Source organism: Streptomyces sp. NPDC057428, assembly GCF_042803195.1.
Taxonomy (GTDB): domain Bacteria; phylum Actinomycetota; class Actinomycetes; order Streptomycetales; family Streptomycetaceae; genus Streptomyces.
This window is the reverse complement of record NZ_JBHVCT010000080.1, coordinates 14,318-28,962: the sequence shown is the minus strand read 5'-3', so window position 1 is coordinate 28,962 and position 14,645 is coordinate 14,318. Positions and strand designations below refer to the sequence as shown.

Sequence of the window (14,645 nt, the reverse complement as noted above, 5' to 3'; positions counted from 1 at the left end):
GCTTGGTGCTGGTCATGAGGGGGTGGTTCTCCTGTCGTGCCCTCTCAGGCTAACCCGACGAAGCGGGGCGTCTCACCCAAGGCTGACAGAGAGGGCCTCGACCCGCCTGCACCGCGACGTCCGTGACGCGCTCATCACGCGACTGCGTGCCGGCCACTCTCTCGATGCCGCCGCTGAACTGTGCGGCGTGGCCCTTCCGGACATCCTGGCAGCCGTTCCGTATGACCCGCAGTTGGCCGTTGCGGTAGCCGGTCGCGATCCCTACGCGTGGGAGGAGCGCCGGGTCGCTCAGCGCAGCATCTTCCTTGGTCAGCTGGCGCTGGGAATGCGTACCGCCGACGCTGCTCGCGCAGCGGGGGTCAGTACCCAGCAGATCAGCAGTTGGTCTGAGCGTGACCCGTATTTCGGCAAGGCGTATCAGGCGGTCGTGCGCTACACCAAAGAGTTCGCCGCCCCGGCTCGCACCAAATTGAGTCCGCAGCGAGTCGCCCGGCTATTCGAGATGCTGCGAACCGGCAACTACAGCGTGGCCAAAGCAGCCGCTGAAATCGGCCTGACCGAAGGCGCCATCTGCGCCAGGCGCCGGCGCGACAAGGGCTTCTCCGATCTCATGCTGGAAGCCCAGTCAGCAGGCCAAGCAGCCCGGGACTCAGCGAACAATGACGGGTCTGCGGCAACCGCTTGACACTGTGACCGGCTCGCACAGCGTCACTGGAGAGACTGATCCGTGCCGCACAACACGCAGCCCCGGGCCCCCGGTCGTGACAGGGCCGCTCTGGCTTCCTCCACGCTTGTGATCTCCTCGCCCTCTCGGGCACCCCAGCAGTCGGCCCGGTGCACGGTCGTGGGCTGAATCTCCGAGGTGTAGGCGCGCCGCTCGGTGACGACCAGCCACGAAGTCGCTGGCGTTGGCAGTACGCGGCTGGGCGGTGGCGTCGGGATTTCGGGCGGCAGGTACACGGTCGGCACATCGGTGTAGTCGGCGTCGTCCACCGGCCTCGACTGCGCGGCGGGCATCCACGCCCGGTACTCGCCGGGCTCGCTGCGGTCGGGGTCCGGGGACCGCCAGAGCACGAGGCCGATCCAGAATTGCCAGCCATCAGCGACCTGGCGCCGCTCGTACAGCCGCCCTCGCAATACCTGGCCGTCCGGCATGGTCACATCGACCAGGGGCGCTGCCTGGGGTGCCGGAATCTCGGGCGACTGGGGACTGCTCATGGCCCCCACCGTACGAAAGCGGCTCACCGTCCGGCGTGACTGCCCCGGTCCTCTACTGGGCGGCGGTGTAGTTTAGGAAGTCGGCGACGACGGGAACGCCGCGGCGGCGGCTGAGCTTCTGCCGGAGGTCGTCCAGGGTGCTGCTGCCGCGCGCGGAGGTGACGCCTCCCATCCGGGCCACGGCGGTGTGGGCGGTCTCGACCGCGGCATCGACGTCACCGAGGGCCAGATGTGTTTCCGCGAGACGCGCGAGGTAGATGGCGTGTCCGCGCGGGAAGTCGTCCCCGTTGTACGCCTCGCCCTCCGCGTCGTGGGCGGTTGAAGCCTCCTGGAAGTGCTGGAGGGCCTGGCGGGGGTCGCCGAGGTTGAGAGCGGAGCTGCCGAGCAGCTGGTGGGTCTCGCCCAGGTTGAACCAGTAGACGCACGAGGGGTCGTCGTCGATCGGGCCTGCGTGGGCGTAGGTGTCCAGGGCAGCGTTCGCTGATCGCGCGGAGGCGCGGGCGTCGCCGGCGCGTGCGTGGGCCCGGCAGGCGCGGGCGTGGAGCATGGCGGTCATCCGGGCGGAGCCGAGTCGTGGTGCTGTTGCCAGGGCCGCTTCGACGAGGTCGATCGCACCGCGCGGGTTGCCGGTCGAGTACTGCTGGATCGCCCAGAACGCCAGGGTGTTCGCGGCGACGACCGGGTCGTCGGCGCTGGCGGCTGCGCGCAGGGCGGTGGCGAAATGGCGTTCGGAGGCGGCGATCTGGCCGCTGTCGTAGGCCGTCCACCCGGCGGAGCGGGAGGCCTCGGCGGCGGCACCGAACAGGCGGCGTCCGACCTGTTCGCTGTAGGAGTCGGTGCGCAGAGCGTGGGTGATGAGGCGGAGCTCGGCGCGGGCGCAGTCGTAGACCTCGCCCGATCCCATGTGGTCGTCGAGGTGGCGCAGGTGCTCCAGCCGGGCCTCGAACCGGGCGGGGACGCTGGCGTCGATGCGGCGGCCGGTGGTGTGTGAGGCGCTGGCGGGCGCGGCGCCGGACCACTGGGTGAGGGTGCTGCCAAGGGTGACGGATGTGGTGATCAAGAACTTCCTGCGGTCCACCGGACCTCCTGCGATCTCCAGTGCGTGCACGGTCGCCGTGGTGGTCCACGGGGCGGAGAGGACGGCGTGGTCGTCGGGCACCGCGAGGGAGAGCCAGCCCGGCCAGCCGTGCGCGAGGACGGCTTCGGGAGGGATCCCCTCCACCGCTGCCATGGCGTACTGGGCGCGGAGGCTGGGGGTGTGCTCGCCGCTGACCCAACGGGACGCTTTTTCCTTGCGATACCCCATCTGCCCGAAGCCCATCCGCTTGTGCTCTGCGGCCACCCGGCATAAGTACGACTCGTACGTGGAGCCGCGAAGCGCCACCAGATAGGCGAACGGATGCTCTGCGGCAGCGTCCACGATCACGGCAGTCCCCCTCATTGCGAGCACACGGGGCACCAGTGTTCCGCCCGCGCCCTGCCCGGGGAAGAGGGCGCGGCCCGGACCGCAACCAGCCGCAACCTGCAACAACCAGCCGCAACGCTCCAGCTCTGGGCACCGCCGGAGCGGCGCTGTGTTCTTGAGGCCGACGGCCACGGGGCCGTCTTCGACAAGGCGTCAGGAGATGGGCATGGGGACGATGTTCGCCGCGCCGGCGGCAACCGAGGAACGAGACGGCCCGGGGTCGGAGCTGCTGGGGCAGGTGGCCCGGCTGGTCGACCTGGAGGAGTCGCTGGTGGAGCAGATGCGGGCGGAAGCGCTCGGGGCACCGACGCGCGGAACGGTCGCGTACGGGGAGTACCAGTCCGGCGGGTGGTGGACCGCCTCGCTGATGAACCACTCCGGGGATCCGCACGACGTCGTCATCGGCGACGGGCGGCCGGGGCCCACCACCCTCCTGGACCGCATGCCAGTCACCGCCGGGTTCCTGGCAGGGCTGGGCCTGGACTTCATGTACGTGCGTCTGGCGCGACTGGAGGCGCACTCCTACCTGTGGGAGCACCGCGACTACGCGGAGCTGAACGAGCGGGGGCGGCACCGTCTGCACGTCCCGCTGGTCACCAACCCCTCGGCGGTGCTGGTCACCGCGGGGGCCCGGGTGCACATGGCGGCCGGTGCCCTGTGGCGGCTGACACCGTCACAGGCGCACGGGGTGCGCAACGTGACCGGCCCGGACCGGCTGCACCTGATCGCGGACGTCTACACCGACGACGCCTACCGGGCGCTGGCACACCGGCCGCACCTGCGTGCGCGGGACGCGGTGGCGCTGCCGGTGATGACGGCCGCCGACCGGTCCCGGCTGATGAAGCGGGCGTCGGAGCTGGCCGGGCTGGGGTTCGTTACCTCGGCCGAGCAGGTCCTGCTGCGGGCGTACTACGCGTACGCGCTCCCGGAGGGCAGGGCCTACGACCTGATCTGCGAACTGCACGCGGGCCGCGGGGCGGACACGGAGGCCGCCCGGTGGGAGCGGGCGAAGAACCACCTGCTCGCCCGCTGACCACATCCGTTCGTCACCTCGCAGGAAGGAACCACTCAATGACCACGACCATGCCTGTGGCGCCGTTGTCGCCGCTGGAGGAACTGGCTGCCGCGCACCTGCCGCCACAGCTCACCGTGCTGGCCGACCTGGTGCAGAGCCTGTCCGCCGCTCCCTCGGTCACCCAGCTGCTGGTGCGAGGCTCGCTGGCCACCGGCACCGCCGACCGGCTCTCCGACGTCGACCTCGTCGTCGCCGTCCTGGACGACCAGCTCCCGATGCTGATGCGGAACCTGGACACGGTGATGTCCACCGAGTTCGGGGCGATGCTGCCGGGCTGGCGGGACACGATCGTCGGCGACCTGGGCGGCGCCGGGTTCGTCTACCTGCTGCCGCACCAGGGCCACCTGCTCCAGCTCGACCTCTACCTCTGCCCGGACAGCAGAGTCGAGGCGCTGCGGCGCCGGATCGGACCGCGCCTGCTCTGGCAGGCATCACGCACCGACGGCCCGGCGACGACCTCCGAGTCCCGGGCGGAGACAGCGGCGGAACTGGCCCGCACGGCTGCCGCGCCGGCCGACTGCTCGACGCTGCTGGTGCAGGCGATGGTCCTGCACGCCATGCTCCACAAGCGGGTGCTGCGAGGGCAGCAGTACATCGCCTACGGGCTCCTGCACCAGCTGCACGCCACGTGCCGGGACCTGATCCGTACCGCGCTGGTGCCGCACTCCCGTCACCACGGCTGGTACCACCTGCCCGACGAGGTGGGCCGCACGACGGCAGGAAGGGCGTGCCTGGCGGAGCTGACCACCGCGCTGGCCGGACCGCCGGTGCCCACGGCCGCCGTGGCGGACGAAGCGCTGGAGCGGATCGTGCGCCTGGCCGAACAGATCGCCCCACAGGCGGTCGCGTCCCTGTCCGACGAGATCACCGCCTACCGCGCCTACCAGAGCCCGGAGGCCCAGTCATGACCACTCACGCGCGCACCGCAGTGCTGTTCGCCGGCGTCGTCGCCCGCCCCGGCGAGACCGAGTTAGCCCGTACCGCTGGGGACGCCTTGGGCGGGGCCGGGTACCGGATCCGGCATGGCGGCTACAACGGGCTGATGGAGGCCACCGCGCAGGGCGCCGCCCGCCACGGTGTACCGATCACCGCCGTCACCCTGGCCGACCGCGACTGGGGCCCGTTCAACCCGTACGTCACCGACGTCGTACACGCCGAGACGATGGGCGAGCGGCTGCACGCCTACCTCGACGACGCGGACCTCGTCTACGTCATGGGCGGCGGTGTCGGCACCCTGCACGAAGCGACCGCGGCCCTGTACTACGCCACGACCATCCGATCCGTGCCGATCCGGCTCCTGGGCCCGGCCGCGTGCCGCCTCGGCGGATTCCTCCGCGAGCAGGAGTGGCTGGTGGAAGGACCGACCCGCCCGCTCGCGTTTCTCGCCGACCTGCCCGACGCCGCGGCGCTGGTGAAAGACCTCGCCGACCAGTCCTCCGGGAGACCGTGATGACGACCTCCTCGCCCGGCGTCCTCGCGGACCGGATCGCCACAGCGTTCCGCCCCGGCCCGTACCAGCTGCCTGACGGACGCGTCCTCGACAGGTACTTCGACCCCTACCAGCTGACCGCCGACCCGGTCCTGCTCCGGGAGACCGCCGACGCGCTCGCGGAGCTGCTGCCACCGGACACGCAGGTGGTGGCCGGTCCGGCGCTCGCGGGCATCTCGCTGGTGACCGCGCTGTCGCTGCGCACCGGACTGCCCGCCGCATACGTCCGTGCCACCCCGAAAACACACGGGACGTGGCGCCAGATCGAAGGGGCCGACCTGGACGGGCGCCGCGTCGTCCTGGTCGATGACACCGCCCGCAGCGGCACGAGCCTGCTGCGCAGCGCCCGGCTGCTGCGGATGGCGGGCGCCCGCGTCAGCACCACGGTGTGCGTGCTGGACCGCGACGCCGGCGCTGCCGACCTGCTCGCCGCACACCGGATGACCCTGGCCGCGCTGCTCACCGACCAGGGAGGCGCCTCGTGACCCGGCAGGCAGTCCTCTTCGACCTCGACGGCGTCCTCCTCGACAGCGGCCCGTCCATCCGGGCCACCCTCGCGGCGGTCACGACCTGCGCGACCGGGCGGCGCACCACCGTGGCGGACCTCCCGCCCGGCGCCCTGCACCGCCCCCGCACCGTGGTCCTGGACCAGCTCGGGGTCAGCGATCCCGAGGACGCGTGCGCCCGCTGGTGGGACAGCGCCCTCGCCTCCGCACTGCCCGCACCTTTCCCCGGCGTCCTGTCGGGACTGCTGGCCCTGCACGCCCACGGCGTCGCCATCGGCGTCGTCACCCTCCAGGACCGCGACCGGCTGCCCTGGTACCTGCCGCCCGCCCTCGCCGACCTCCTGGACGTCGTTATCACCCGACAGGACGCACCCGCGAAACCAGCCCCCGACGGCCTGCACGCCGCCCTGAACCGGATCGGCGCCGCCCCCGGGCAGGCCGTGTTCGTCGGCGACAGCCCCGGCGACATGACCGCTGCCCGCGCCGCCGGCGTCCTCGCCCTGGGCGCGGACTGGGGCTGGCACACGACCGGGGCACTCCGCTCCGCCGGTGCCCAGCACATGCTGACCGGCCCCACCCGCATCGGCCCGTCCCTCCTGCACCACCTGTCCTCAAACGCCCCTGCCTGACCCACCCCGCCCCGCTACAGTGGAAGGGCACCCACCACGGGTGCCCTTCCTGACTTTGAGGACGAGACGGATGCGCGTGATGCGGCGACAGGCACCCAGCGCCGGGCGGGACCACTGAGGCAACGCCTCACCGGGCCCCGTGCCGGCGCTAACCCCCGCGCCCACCCGTCGCCCACTCCTCTGCGAGTCGCTCGTGTCTACCCTTCCTCCGTCCACCGGCCGTTTGCGATGGACCGATGTACCGGCCCCGCTGCGTGGCCTCCTCGAAACCGCCCTCGGCGGCGCCGTCACCAACGCCGTCACCCCCGCGGGTGGCTTCGGTCATCAGCTGGCCGCCGCGCTCACCCTCGCTGACGGGCGCCGGTTCTTCGTCAAGGCCTCGCCCGCCGACGATCCGCTCACCGCGGCGAACCTCCACGAAGGAGCCGTCCTCGGCTCCCTGCCCGCAGGCGCCCCGGCCCCTGAGCTGGTAGGCATCCATCACGCCGCCGGGTGGACCGCCGTCGTCATCGCACATCTCGACGGCCCCCACCCCGACCTCTCGCCGGACTCCTCCGACCCGGGGCAGATCTGGGCTCTGCTGGACAAGCTCACCTCCAGCCCCGCCCCCCGGCCCTACATCGAGGCTGTCGCCTCGACTCCCTCCGGCGCGGCCGGTCTCCACGGGTGGGACCAGCTGCTCGCCGACCCGCCCGGCGACCTGGAGCCTGCCGTGCGGCAACGGCTGCCGGAGCTCGCCGAACTCGAAGCCGCCTGGCCCGCCCTCGCGCACGGAGACCGCATCGTCCACGGCGACCTGCGAGCCGACAACATGGTCCACGACCGGACCGACGGGGTGATCTTCGTGGACTGGGCCCACGCCACCACCGGCCCGGCCTGTATCGACGCGGTCTCGCTCGCCCCCCAACTCGTCCTCGCCGGCCATCGCCCGCAGGACATTGCCCGCCTCCTGAACGAGCACCCCGCCTCCGCGACCAGCCCGCTGGCCTCCACGGCGTTCCTCGCCGCGCTCACCGGACACTGGCACCGCAACGCCCGCCGCCCCGCACCCCCCGGAGCCCCCGGCCTGCGCGCGTATCAGCATCAGGCAGCCGCTGCGGGAGCCGCCCTTCTCCTGCTCCGCATCAACTGAGCCCCATGGGACTGACTGGACCGGCTATCGCCGTGCGGGCGAAGGTGTGGCTCACGGATTGTGCGACATCCCGTGAGTTCCCCTGAGCCTCGCTGAGTTCCTGGCCGCATGGCCAGGGGGCTCTGCCGATACGGTTGCTGTCGTGGAGAGCGTGCACCAACTTCGAGTGTCAATGCCGGACATCGAGCCGGAGGTGTGGCGGCGCATCCACGTTTACTCGCACACCCCGCTGTCCGGACTGCACGCCGTCATCCAGGTCGCCATGGGCTGGGATGACGTCCATCTGTACGAGTTCGGAGCCCGCTGGGAGAAATACGGACACAACGGCAAGGAGGCGTCCGCGCACACCGTGGCGCAGATGCTGCCCGAGGTGGGTTCCGGCGCCGGGTACGTGTACGACTTCGGCGACCACTGGGTTCACCACCTCATCGTGGAGAAGATCCACCGGCCTGCCCCGAACACCCACTACCCGCGCTGCACCGCCGGCCGCCGCGCCTGCCCGCCGGAGGACTGCGGGGGGCCACTCGGCTACGAACGCACCCTGCGCGCGATGCGGGCTCGCAAGGGACCCCGCTACCGCGAACTGCGCGAGTGGGGCCTGCACAAGTACAACCCAGCGACATTCGACCGCGACGAGGTCAACCGCGGTCTCGCCGACCCGAAGTCCATCGGATACCCCGAGCCTGCCCCATGGCAGCGGGAGGTTCTCGACCTCTCCAGCCTCCGCTACCCGGGCGAACCCGCCGCAACTGGTCAATCCGTTGACCACCCCAAGGCTGATCAGGAACAGAGTCCCGCCGAGACGAGCCCTGCCACCGAGGTGGTCAACGCGTTGACCACCGGACCGCTGCCCACCGTCTCCGAGGCCGTCGGCGCCGTCCTGGAGGCGCTGAGCAAGGTCGACGAGGCCCGCGTCCTGCTCGGCGTCGCTCTGCGCGCCGAGCAGGAGAAGACCGGCGCCAGCGCCAACGAACTGGCACAGCGAGTCCACGGTGCGATGTCGCGCCCCCTGGTGCTGCGAGCCCTCCGGAATTCCGACTGATAAGGCACTATCGCCGTCGTTTGCGGCTCCTGACAGTGGGTTCTTGCCAGCGCCCCATATATGACCGTGTGGCGGTACCTGGCGGAGTTGCGATCCTCGGCCGCCCCGGAGGGCGACCGCCACGCCGAGGCCGAGGCCGCGCGCGATGTCCGTCTGAGAGTTGCGATCCTCGGCCGCCCCGGAGGGCGACCGCCACAAGGACACGGTCAGCATCCCGCCGACCTCGCAGGAGTTGCGATCCTCGGCCGCCCCGGAGGGCGACCGCCACGATGCTGACGCCCATGATCGAGCCGCCGCCGATGGTGTTGCGATCCTCGGCCGCCCCGGAGGGCGACCGCCACCACCAGGCGATCCCGGACCACGTCTTCACCTCGCTGGTTGCGATCCTCGGCCGCCCCGGAGGGCGACCGCCACGCGGCGGCGCCCCGGGCGTTCACAACCTCATCGCGCCGTTGCGATCCTCGGCCGCCCCGGAGGGCGACCGCCACGTCCGGCTTCGGTGGTCAGGACGTCGTCGAGCTCAAGTTGCGATCCTCGGCCGCCCCGGAGGGCGACCGCCACCTCCGCTGAGCAGATTCACCGTGCCCGTGGGCGTGTTGTTGCGATCCTCGGCCGCCCCGGAGGGCGACCGCCACGTGAGGAGCGGGGCGGCCTGCCTCTGCGCCATCGAGTTGCGATCCTCGGCCGCCCCGGAGGGCGACCGCCACCAGGTGTTCCGGGACGCTCGGCGGCGTGAACAGTTCGTTGCGATCCTCGGCCGCCCCGGAGGGCGACCGCCACGTGTACTGGGGGAGGACGTACGTATCCATTACGGGGTTGCGATCCTCGGCCGCCCCGGAGGGCGACCGCCACCGTCTTGTCCGCTGGTTTTGTGGCCAGCGTGGCGACGTTGCGATCCTCGGCCGCCCCGGAGGGCGACCGCCACAGTGGAACAAGCGGGAAATGAGCGCGTAGACACGAAGTTGCGATCCTCGGCCGCCCCGGAGGGCGACCGCCACTCACCCCGGTCGAGCCAGCGCTGGAGCTGAAGCGCGTTGCGATCCTCGGCCGCCCCGGAGGGCGACCGCCACTGGGATGTGGTTCGGAACCGGGTTACCGGCCCCGGGGTTGCGATCCTCGGCCGCCCCGGAGGGCGACCGCCACCCCGTGGATGAGAGCTACAGCACCACGGACAAGATCCGGGTTGCGATCCTCGGCCGCCCCGGAGGGCGACCGCCACCCGCCTGGACGGGATCGAGGACCGCCTCGGCTCAGTCGTTGCGATCCTCGGCCGCCCCGGAGGGCGACCGCCACGTCGTAGTCCGGGGACCACAGTTGGCGGGTCACACGGTTGCGATCCTCGGCCGCCCCGGAGGGCGACCGCCACGTGTATCCCTCATGCGACATGACGTGCGGACCGTAGTTGCGATCCTCGGCCGCCCCGGAGGGCGACCGCCACCGGCGCCCGGTGCGAACAGGCGGGTGTCGAGCAGGATGTTGCGATCCTCGGCCGCCCCGGAGGGCGACCGCCACCCCCACACCCTTTGGAGTTACCCATGACTGCTGCCAAGTTGCGATCCTCGGCCGCCCCGGAGGGCGACCGCCACTTGGCGCGGGTTCGGCCGGCGCCTGGCGGTCGGGCAGTTGCGATCCTCGGCCGCCCCGGAGGGCGACCGCCACGCTTCGCCATCTGCTCCTCGCGGCTCACGGGCTGGTTGCGATCCTCGGCCGCCCCGGAGGGCGACCGCCACCACCGCTACGCCCTGCGCCCCTGGTCGGACCACGGGTTGCGATCCTCGGCCGCCCCGGAGGGCGACCGCCACTGCGGGCGGGTGCCCCGGCCGTGTACGAGCAGGAGTTGCGATCCTCGGCCGCTCCGGAGGGCGACCGCCACGCGACGTCGCGGGAGCATGCCGGGCACTCGGTGCGGGGTTGCGATCCTCGGCCGCCCCGGAGGGCGACCGCCACTACCCGCGCGCGTAGGACGGTCCAGAAAGTCCAGGTTGCGATCCTCGGCCGCCCAGCAGTGCGACCGCCACCGTGGCCTGACGGCGCTTGTTCTCCCCCAGAGGGATGTTGCGATCCTCGGCCGCCCCGGAGGGCGACCGCCACTTCGACGTGGCGAACGCGACGATGCGCGGCAGAACGTTGCGATCCTCGGCCGCCCCGGAGGGCGACCGCCACCCGAGCGTATCGGGGCCGTGGAATGGTCCATCGCCATGTTGCGATCCTCGGCCGCCCCGGAGGGCGACCGACACAGCCGAGGTGGTGAGCGAGTCCGCGGCACACGGAGTCGTTGCGATCCTCGGCCGCCCCGGAGGGCGACCGCCACCCAGCCGTCTTCGTCCAGCCGGCCACGCCCTGCTCGTTGCGATCCTCGGCCGCCCCGGAGGGCGACCGCCACTCACCCCGGTCGAGCCAGCGCTGGAGCTGAAGCGCGTTGCGATCCTCGGCCGCCCCGGAGGGCGACCGCCACTGGGATGTGGTTCGGAACCGGGTTACCGGCCCCGGGGTTGCGATCCTCGGCCGCCCCGGAGGGCGACCGCCACCCCGTGGATGAGAGCTACAGCACCACGGACAAGATCCGGGTTGCGATCCTCGGCCGCCCCGGAGGGCGACCGCCACCCGCCTGGACGGGATCGAGGACCGCCTCGGCTCAGTCGTTGCGATCCTCGGCCGCCCCGGAGGGCGACCGCCACCAGCGGCACCGCAGGGTCCTCCACGCTGCGACGCTCGTTGCGATCCTCGGCCGCCCCGGAGGGCGACCGCCACGTGGCGGACAGCGTGGACACCCACTGCCGGATCTCGTTGCGATCCTCGGTCGCCCCGGAGGGCGACCGCCACCGGCGATCGACCGGTTCGGGTGGGGGCGGTCGCGGTGTTGCGATCCTCGGCCGCCCCGGAGGGCGACCGCCACGGCCTGGGCCCCGTCGACGTGCAGGATGCCCTCGCCGTTGCGATCCTCGGCCGCCCCGGAGGGCGACCGCCACCGGAACGACTCAGTCGACCCGGTACGAACTGACCGGTTGCGATCCTCGGCCGCCCCGGAGGGCGACCGCCCCAGACTTGTGTTCGATGGGCAGGATGCGGCCGTCCGCGTGGAGTTCGACGGTGTCGCATACGCCGGTGAGTCCGTGGTGGTCGTTCCATACGGGGAGTGTGTGGAGGGTGCGGATGGTGCCGCGTCCGTGGTTTCCGGGGGTGTCGACGCGCTGGTGGAGGAGGGTGCCGCGGACGGTGGCGGCGTCGTCGGTCCACGTCTGTTCGAGGAGGATGAGGCCTGCCTGGCGGGGGCAGTAGGCGTAGTGCTCCAGGGAGGAGAGGGAGACCTGGGTGAGGTCTCCCTCTGCTGTCTTGGGCGGGTGTGGCGTGGTCACCCGACGAGCCTGGTGATGCTGACGCCTTCTGGCAGGTCGGCGTCGCGCACGTCGATGTTCCCGTAGTCGGCGAAGTTGCGGGCGGTGGCCTCACCGAGGGGTTTCACAGTGATGCGGTCGATGAGTTCGTGGGAAGGGGTGCTGCCGAAGGCGTCCGCGTGGGTGAAGACGTAGAGGCCGCGCAGGGCGAGGCCGGCGCGGGCTGCGGCGCGATCGTGCTCGAACATGTTGGTGAAGGCGCGCCAGAGGGCGGCGAGGTCGTCCGATGTGACTCCGGTGCGGGCGGCGAGGGGGGCGCTGAAGTGGCCGGCACCCTTGTAGAGGCCGTAGGGGACGATGTGCTTGGAGCCCATCTCGGTCTCCTTGCCCTTGCTCTTGCCTTCCTTTGGGTTGTTCCAGGCGTCGACGTCTTCCTGCCGGGTGGGGGTGACGCGGGTGATGCCGATGTCGAAGGGGGTGACGGGGTCGACGGAGCGGGCGAATCCGATCTGGACCGGTCCTTGGACCCGGCCGGCTTTGCGGTCGGCCTTGCCGGTGGACATGACGGCGCCGAACATCCGGACGTCGAAGAAGTTCTGGCACATCCACTGTTGCGCGGTGACTTGGTTGGTGGCGTTGCCGCCCTGGTCTCCGCCGGCGTAGGCGCGTTCGTGCTGGGCGTTGAGAGCAACGCCGGCCTCGACGTAGATCTCGTAGCCGGGCTTCTTGTCGATCTCGTTGATCAGCGAGACAGTGTTGCGGATCTTCCGCTTGATGGCGACGTCGGTGATCAGTCCCTGTCCGGTCACGGGGTCGGTGCGGGGCAGGCCGCCGTTGTCGGGGTCTCCGTTGGGGTTGGAGTCGGTGGCTTCGATCAGGAACACGAAGTCGTGCTTGCGGGCCGGGTCCAGGTGCGGTGCGGTCATGTTCTCGCTACTCCTTGATGTGCGGGTTCAGTCGGGTGTTGTGGGCGGATGGCGGGCTGCGGAGGATTACTCCTCCGGGCTGTCCTCGCCCTTTGCCTTCGCGCGCCGGATCCGGTCCCACTTGGCGGCTCGTTCGTGTTCGTATCCCATGACGAAGCGGCCCTGTTGGAGGGGGGTGAGGTGGCGGGGCATGTCGTCGCTGAACAGGGCGAAGAGTTCGCCGAGCCTGCGTTCCAGCGATGCGGCAGCCCCCTTCTTGTCCCGGCGCAGGCGCTTGAGATGGGCGTTGGCGTCGATTCGGAGGTTGGTGAGGGTGGTGCCTGGGGCTGTGGCCGCGGTGCGGAAGTGCTTGTCGCGCAGGGTGGTGTTGAGGTTGGGCAGCGCGGTGGTCTGGATGTCCTCGAGGACGGCGAAGAGACGTCCGCACAGGTAGGAGGAATCGCGGCAGTCGGCGTCCAGGGTCATCATGACGTGGTCCTTGGGGTCGCTGGAGCGGTTGAGGATGAGTCGCAGCAGCGCGATCCGCGCGGTGTCGAGGTGCTGGTCGGCGTGGATGCGCTGCAGGAGCAGCGGCAGTGTCCGGGCGGGTGGCGGAGTGCGGCGCAGGGCGCTGTGGACGAGTTCGGCTTCCAGGCCGTGGGGTGCGCTGTCCTTGGCGTATCGGCCGTCCTGGGCGCGTCCGCAGCACAGGGCCAGACGCCAGAGGGGGACGTAGCGGGTGGTGCCGTTCCATCCGTCGTGGACGCCGTGGTCCTTGTACCAGGCGGCGACGGTGGCCTTGAGGTCGGTGAGTGGGATGTCGATCCAGTCGCGGACCACGAGGCGGGCGTTGTTGAGGCCGAGGGTCAGTGCGTGGAACTCGTCGTCGTCGACCCGTTGCGCGGTGTGGGGTGTGGGGCTGTTGTCGAGGGAGTCGATGAGGTGGGCGATGTCGGCCGGATCGGGGGCGTTGCCGAAGAGGAGCGCCATCGCGGAGTCGTCGCCGGCCTGGCGGGTCCACCACACCATGACGCCGTCGTCACGGAAGCGCCGGCTGTGGTTGTCCGAGGCGAGAAGGTGATTGAGGACGGCCATGGCTTGGCCGCCACAGCGGTGGCAGATGGGCGTGTTCACCAGCTGGGTCTTGCCGTCCCGACCCTGGGCGGCCTTGTTGATGCTGACGAGCTGCCCCTCGTTGCTGCTGCCGCTGGTGGGGACGGCCCCTTTCTTCACCGGTTCCGGGATGGTGGCCAGCAGGGCGGCGCTGGTGCCGCAGACCAGGCACAGGCCGGGCCTGTCGTCGGCGCCGCCCTTGCGTTCCCGTACGACGGACGCCCAGGTGGTCTTGACGGTGGGTTCGTCGTGCAGCCAGCGTGTTGCGACCATCACCGCGACGGTGTCCTTGGCCTGTACCTCGTCGGGGATGTCCAGGCCGGCCGGTCCGCCGCGCGCGAAGTACGAGCGTAGAGCCGTGGCGCCTGGGTCGTCTTTTCTGTTTTGGGCCCAGAGCAGGGCCAGGTCGCGGTAGGCGGCGTGGCGGCGGCTGGCCTCTTCCCGCGCTTTGTCCGTGGGCGGGTTCGTCTTGTCGGCCTTGGGAACACCCAGGACGAACTCGGCGGTGTCGACGAGCATGTAGGGCGGCACTTTGGTGCCCGACCGCTGTGCGTAGGGCACCGGCATGGTGCGGGCCTGGTCGCGGTTCTTCGCCGAGACCCTCAGGTCCTTGAGCGTGGCGGTGCCGTCCTTGTCGAGGTCGAGAACCCAGTGGATCTGTTTGGTGCGGTAGTACTCGGCCGGCAGGACCTCGCCGAGCCGGTCGGCGTACTCGGTGAGCCGTTGCAGCAGCACG

General features: G+C 71.2%; 12 protein-coding genes and 1 CRISPR repeat array. Of the genes, 8 read left to right on the top strand and 4 right to left on the bottom strand.

Annotated elements, in window-relative coordinates:
- The first annotated feature begins 187 nt into the window (after window positions 1–187).
- A complete protein-coding gene (locus ACFU5K_RS25000) occupies window positions 188–685 on the top strand; it encodes a hypothetical protein (RefSeq protein WP_384065475.1) in 498 nt (165 codons plus the stop codon).
- 23 nt (window positions 686–708) lie between these two features.
- On the opposite strand, the gene ACFU5K_RS24995 is transcribed toward ACFU5K_RS25000, so the two are convergent.
- Window positions 709–1,218, bottom strand: coding sequence for a DUF6233 domain-containing protein (locus tag ACFU5K_RS24995; RefSeq protein WP_384065473.1), 510 nt, complete (start codon window positions 1,216–1,218; stop codon window positions 709–711).
- Between the two features lie 52 nt (window positions 1,219–1,270).
- Window positions 1,271–2,638, bottom strand: a complete 1,368-nt coding sequence (locus ACFU5K_RS24990; RefSeq protein WP_384065471.1) for a transcriptional regulator — start codon at window positions 2,636–2,638, stop codon at window positions 1,271–1,273.
- Window positions 2,639–2,849: 211 nt separating this feature from the next.
- On the opposite strand from ACFU5K_RS24990, the gene ACFU5K_RS24985 reads away from it, so the two are divergent.
- The 7 genes from ACFU5K_RS24985 (at window position 2,850) to ACFU5K_RS24955 (ending at window position 8,556) form a co-directional block, all read left to right on the top strand.
- Window positions 2,850–3,716 carry an aspartyl/asparaginyl beta-hydroxylase domain-containing protein gene (locus tag ACFU5K_RS24985; RefSeq protein WP_384065469.1) on the top strand — a complete coding sequence of 289 codons (867 nt, stop codon included), beginning with the start codon at window positions 2,850–2,852 and terminating at the stop codon, window positions 3,714–3,716.
- Window positions 3,717–3,754: 38 nt separating this feature from the next.
- The gene (locus tag ACFU5K_RS24980; protein WP_384065467.1) at window positions 3,755–4,666 is read left to right on the top strand and encodes a nucleotidyltransferase domain-containing protein; all 912 of its coding nucleotides are present in this window, start codon (window positions 3,755–3,757) and stop codon (window positions 4,664–4,666) included.
- A complete protein-coding gene (locus tag ACFU5K_RS24975; protein ID WP_384065465.1) occupies window positions 4,663–5,208 on the top strand; it encodes an LOG family protein in 546 nt (181 codons plus the stop codon). The genes ACFU5K_RS24980 and ACFU5K_RS24975 overlap by 4 nt, the downstream gene beginning before the upstream one ends.
- Complete coding sequence (locus tag ACFU5K_RS24970) at window positions 5,208–5,732, top strand: orotate phosphoribosyltransferase (RefSeq protein WP_384065463.1); 525 nt, start codon at window positions 5,208–5,210, stop codon at window positions 5,730–5,732. Before ACFU5K_RS24975 ends, ACFU5K_RS24970 begins: the two co-directional genes overlap by 1 nt.
- On the top strand, window positions 5,729–6,382 hold the full coding sequence (locus ACFU5K_RS24965; protein WP_384065461.1) for an HAD family hydrolase: 654 nt from the start codon (window positions 5,729–5,731) through the stop codon (window positions 6,380–6,382). Before ACFU5K_RS24970 ends, ACFU5K_RS24965 begins: the two co-directional genes overlap by 4 nt.
- 223 nt (window positions 6,383–6,605) lie before the next feature.
- Window positions 6,606–7,514: a phosphotransferase family protein gene (locus ACFU5K_RS24960; RefSeq protein ID WP_384065459.1), complete on the top strand. Its 909-nt coding sequence runs from the start codon at window positions 6,606–6,608 to the stop codon at window positions 7,512–7,514.
- Window positions 7,515–7,656: 142 nt separating this feature from the next.
- Window positions 7,657–8,556 (top strand): plasmid pRiA4b ORF-3 family protein, encoded by a 900-nt coding sequence (locus ACFU5K_RS24955; RefSeq protein WP_384065457.1) that lies wholly within the window; start codon window positions 7,657–7,659, stop codon window positions 8,554–8,556.
- Window positions 8,557–8,642: 86 nt separating this feature from the next.
- Window positions 8,643–11,597: a CRISPR direct-repeat array (repeat unit 37 nt; unit sequence GTTGCGATCCTCGGCCGCCCCGGAGGGCGACCGCCAC).
- Between the two features lie 311 nt (window positions 11,598–11,908).
- On the opposite strand, the gene cas7c is transcribed toward ACFU5K_RS24955, so the two are convergent.
- Complete coding sequence (cas7c, locus tag ACFU5K_RS24950; RefSeq protein ID WP_384065455.1) at window positions 11,909–12,817, bottom strand: type I-C CRISPR-associated protein Cas7/Csd2; 909 nt, start codon at window positions 12,815–12,817, stop codon at window positions 11,909–11,911.
- A 66-nt stretch (window positions 12,818–12,883) separates the two neighbouring features.
- Window positions 12,884–14,644 (bottom strand): type I-C CRISPR-associated protein Cas8c/Csd1, encoded by a 1,761-nt coding sequence (gene cas8c, locus ACFU5K_RS24945; protein WP_384065453.1) that lies wholly within the window; start codon window positions 14,642–14,644, stop codon window positions 12,884–12,886.
- Between the last annotated feature and the right edge of the window lies 1 nt (window position 14,645).

What these genes read in the sequence shown, in the direction of transcription:
- ACFU5K_RS24995 (WP_384065473.1), bottom strand. Translation starts at nt 1,218, where the DNA reads ATGAGCAGTCCCCAGTCGCCCGAGATTCCGGCACCCCAGGCAGCGCCC.
- ACFU5K_RS24985 (WP_384065469.1), top strand. Translation starts at nt 2,850, where the DNA reads ATGGGGACGATGTTCGCCGCGCCGGCGGCAACCGAGGAACGAGACGGC.
- ACFU5K_RS24980 (WP_384065467.1), top strand. Translation starts at nt 3,755, where the DNA reads ATGACCACGACCATGCCTGTGGCGCCGTTGTCGCCGCTGGAGGAACTG.
- ACFU5K_RS24975 (WP_384065465.1), top strand. Translation starts at nt 4,663, where the DNA reads ATGACCACTCACGCGCGCACCGCAGTGCTGTTCGCCGGCGTCGTCGCC.
- ACFU5K_RS24970 (WP_384065463.1), top strand. Translation starts at nt 5,208, where the DNA reads ATGACGACCTCCTCGCCCGGCGTCCTCGCGGACCGGATCGCCACAGCG.
- cas7c (WP_384065455.1), bottom strand. Translation starts at nt 12,817, where the DNA reads ATGACCGCACCGCACCTGGACCCGGCCCGCAAGCACGACTTCGTGTTC.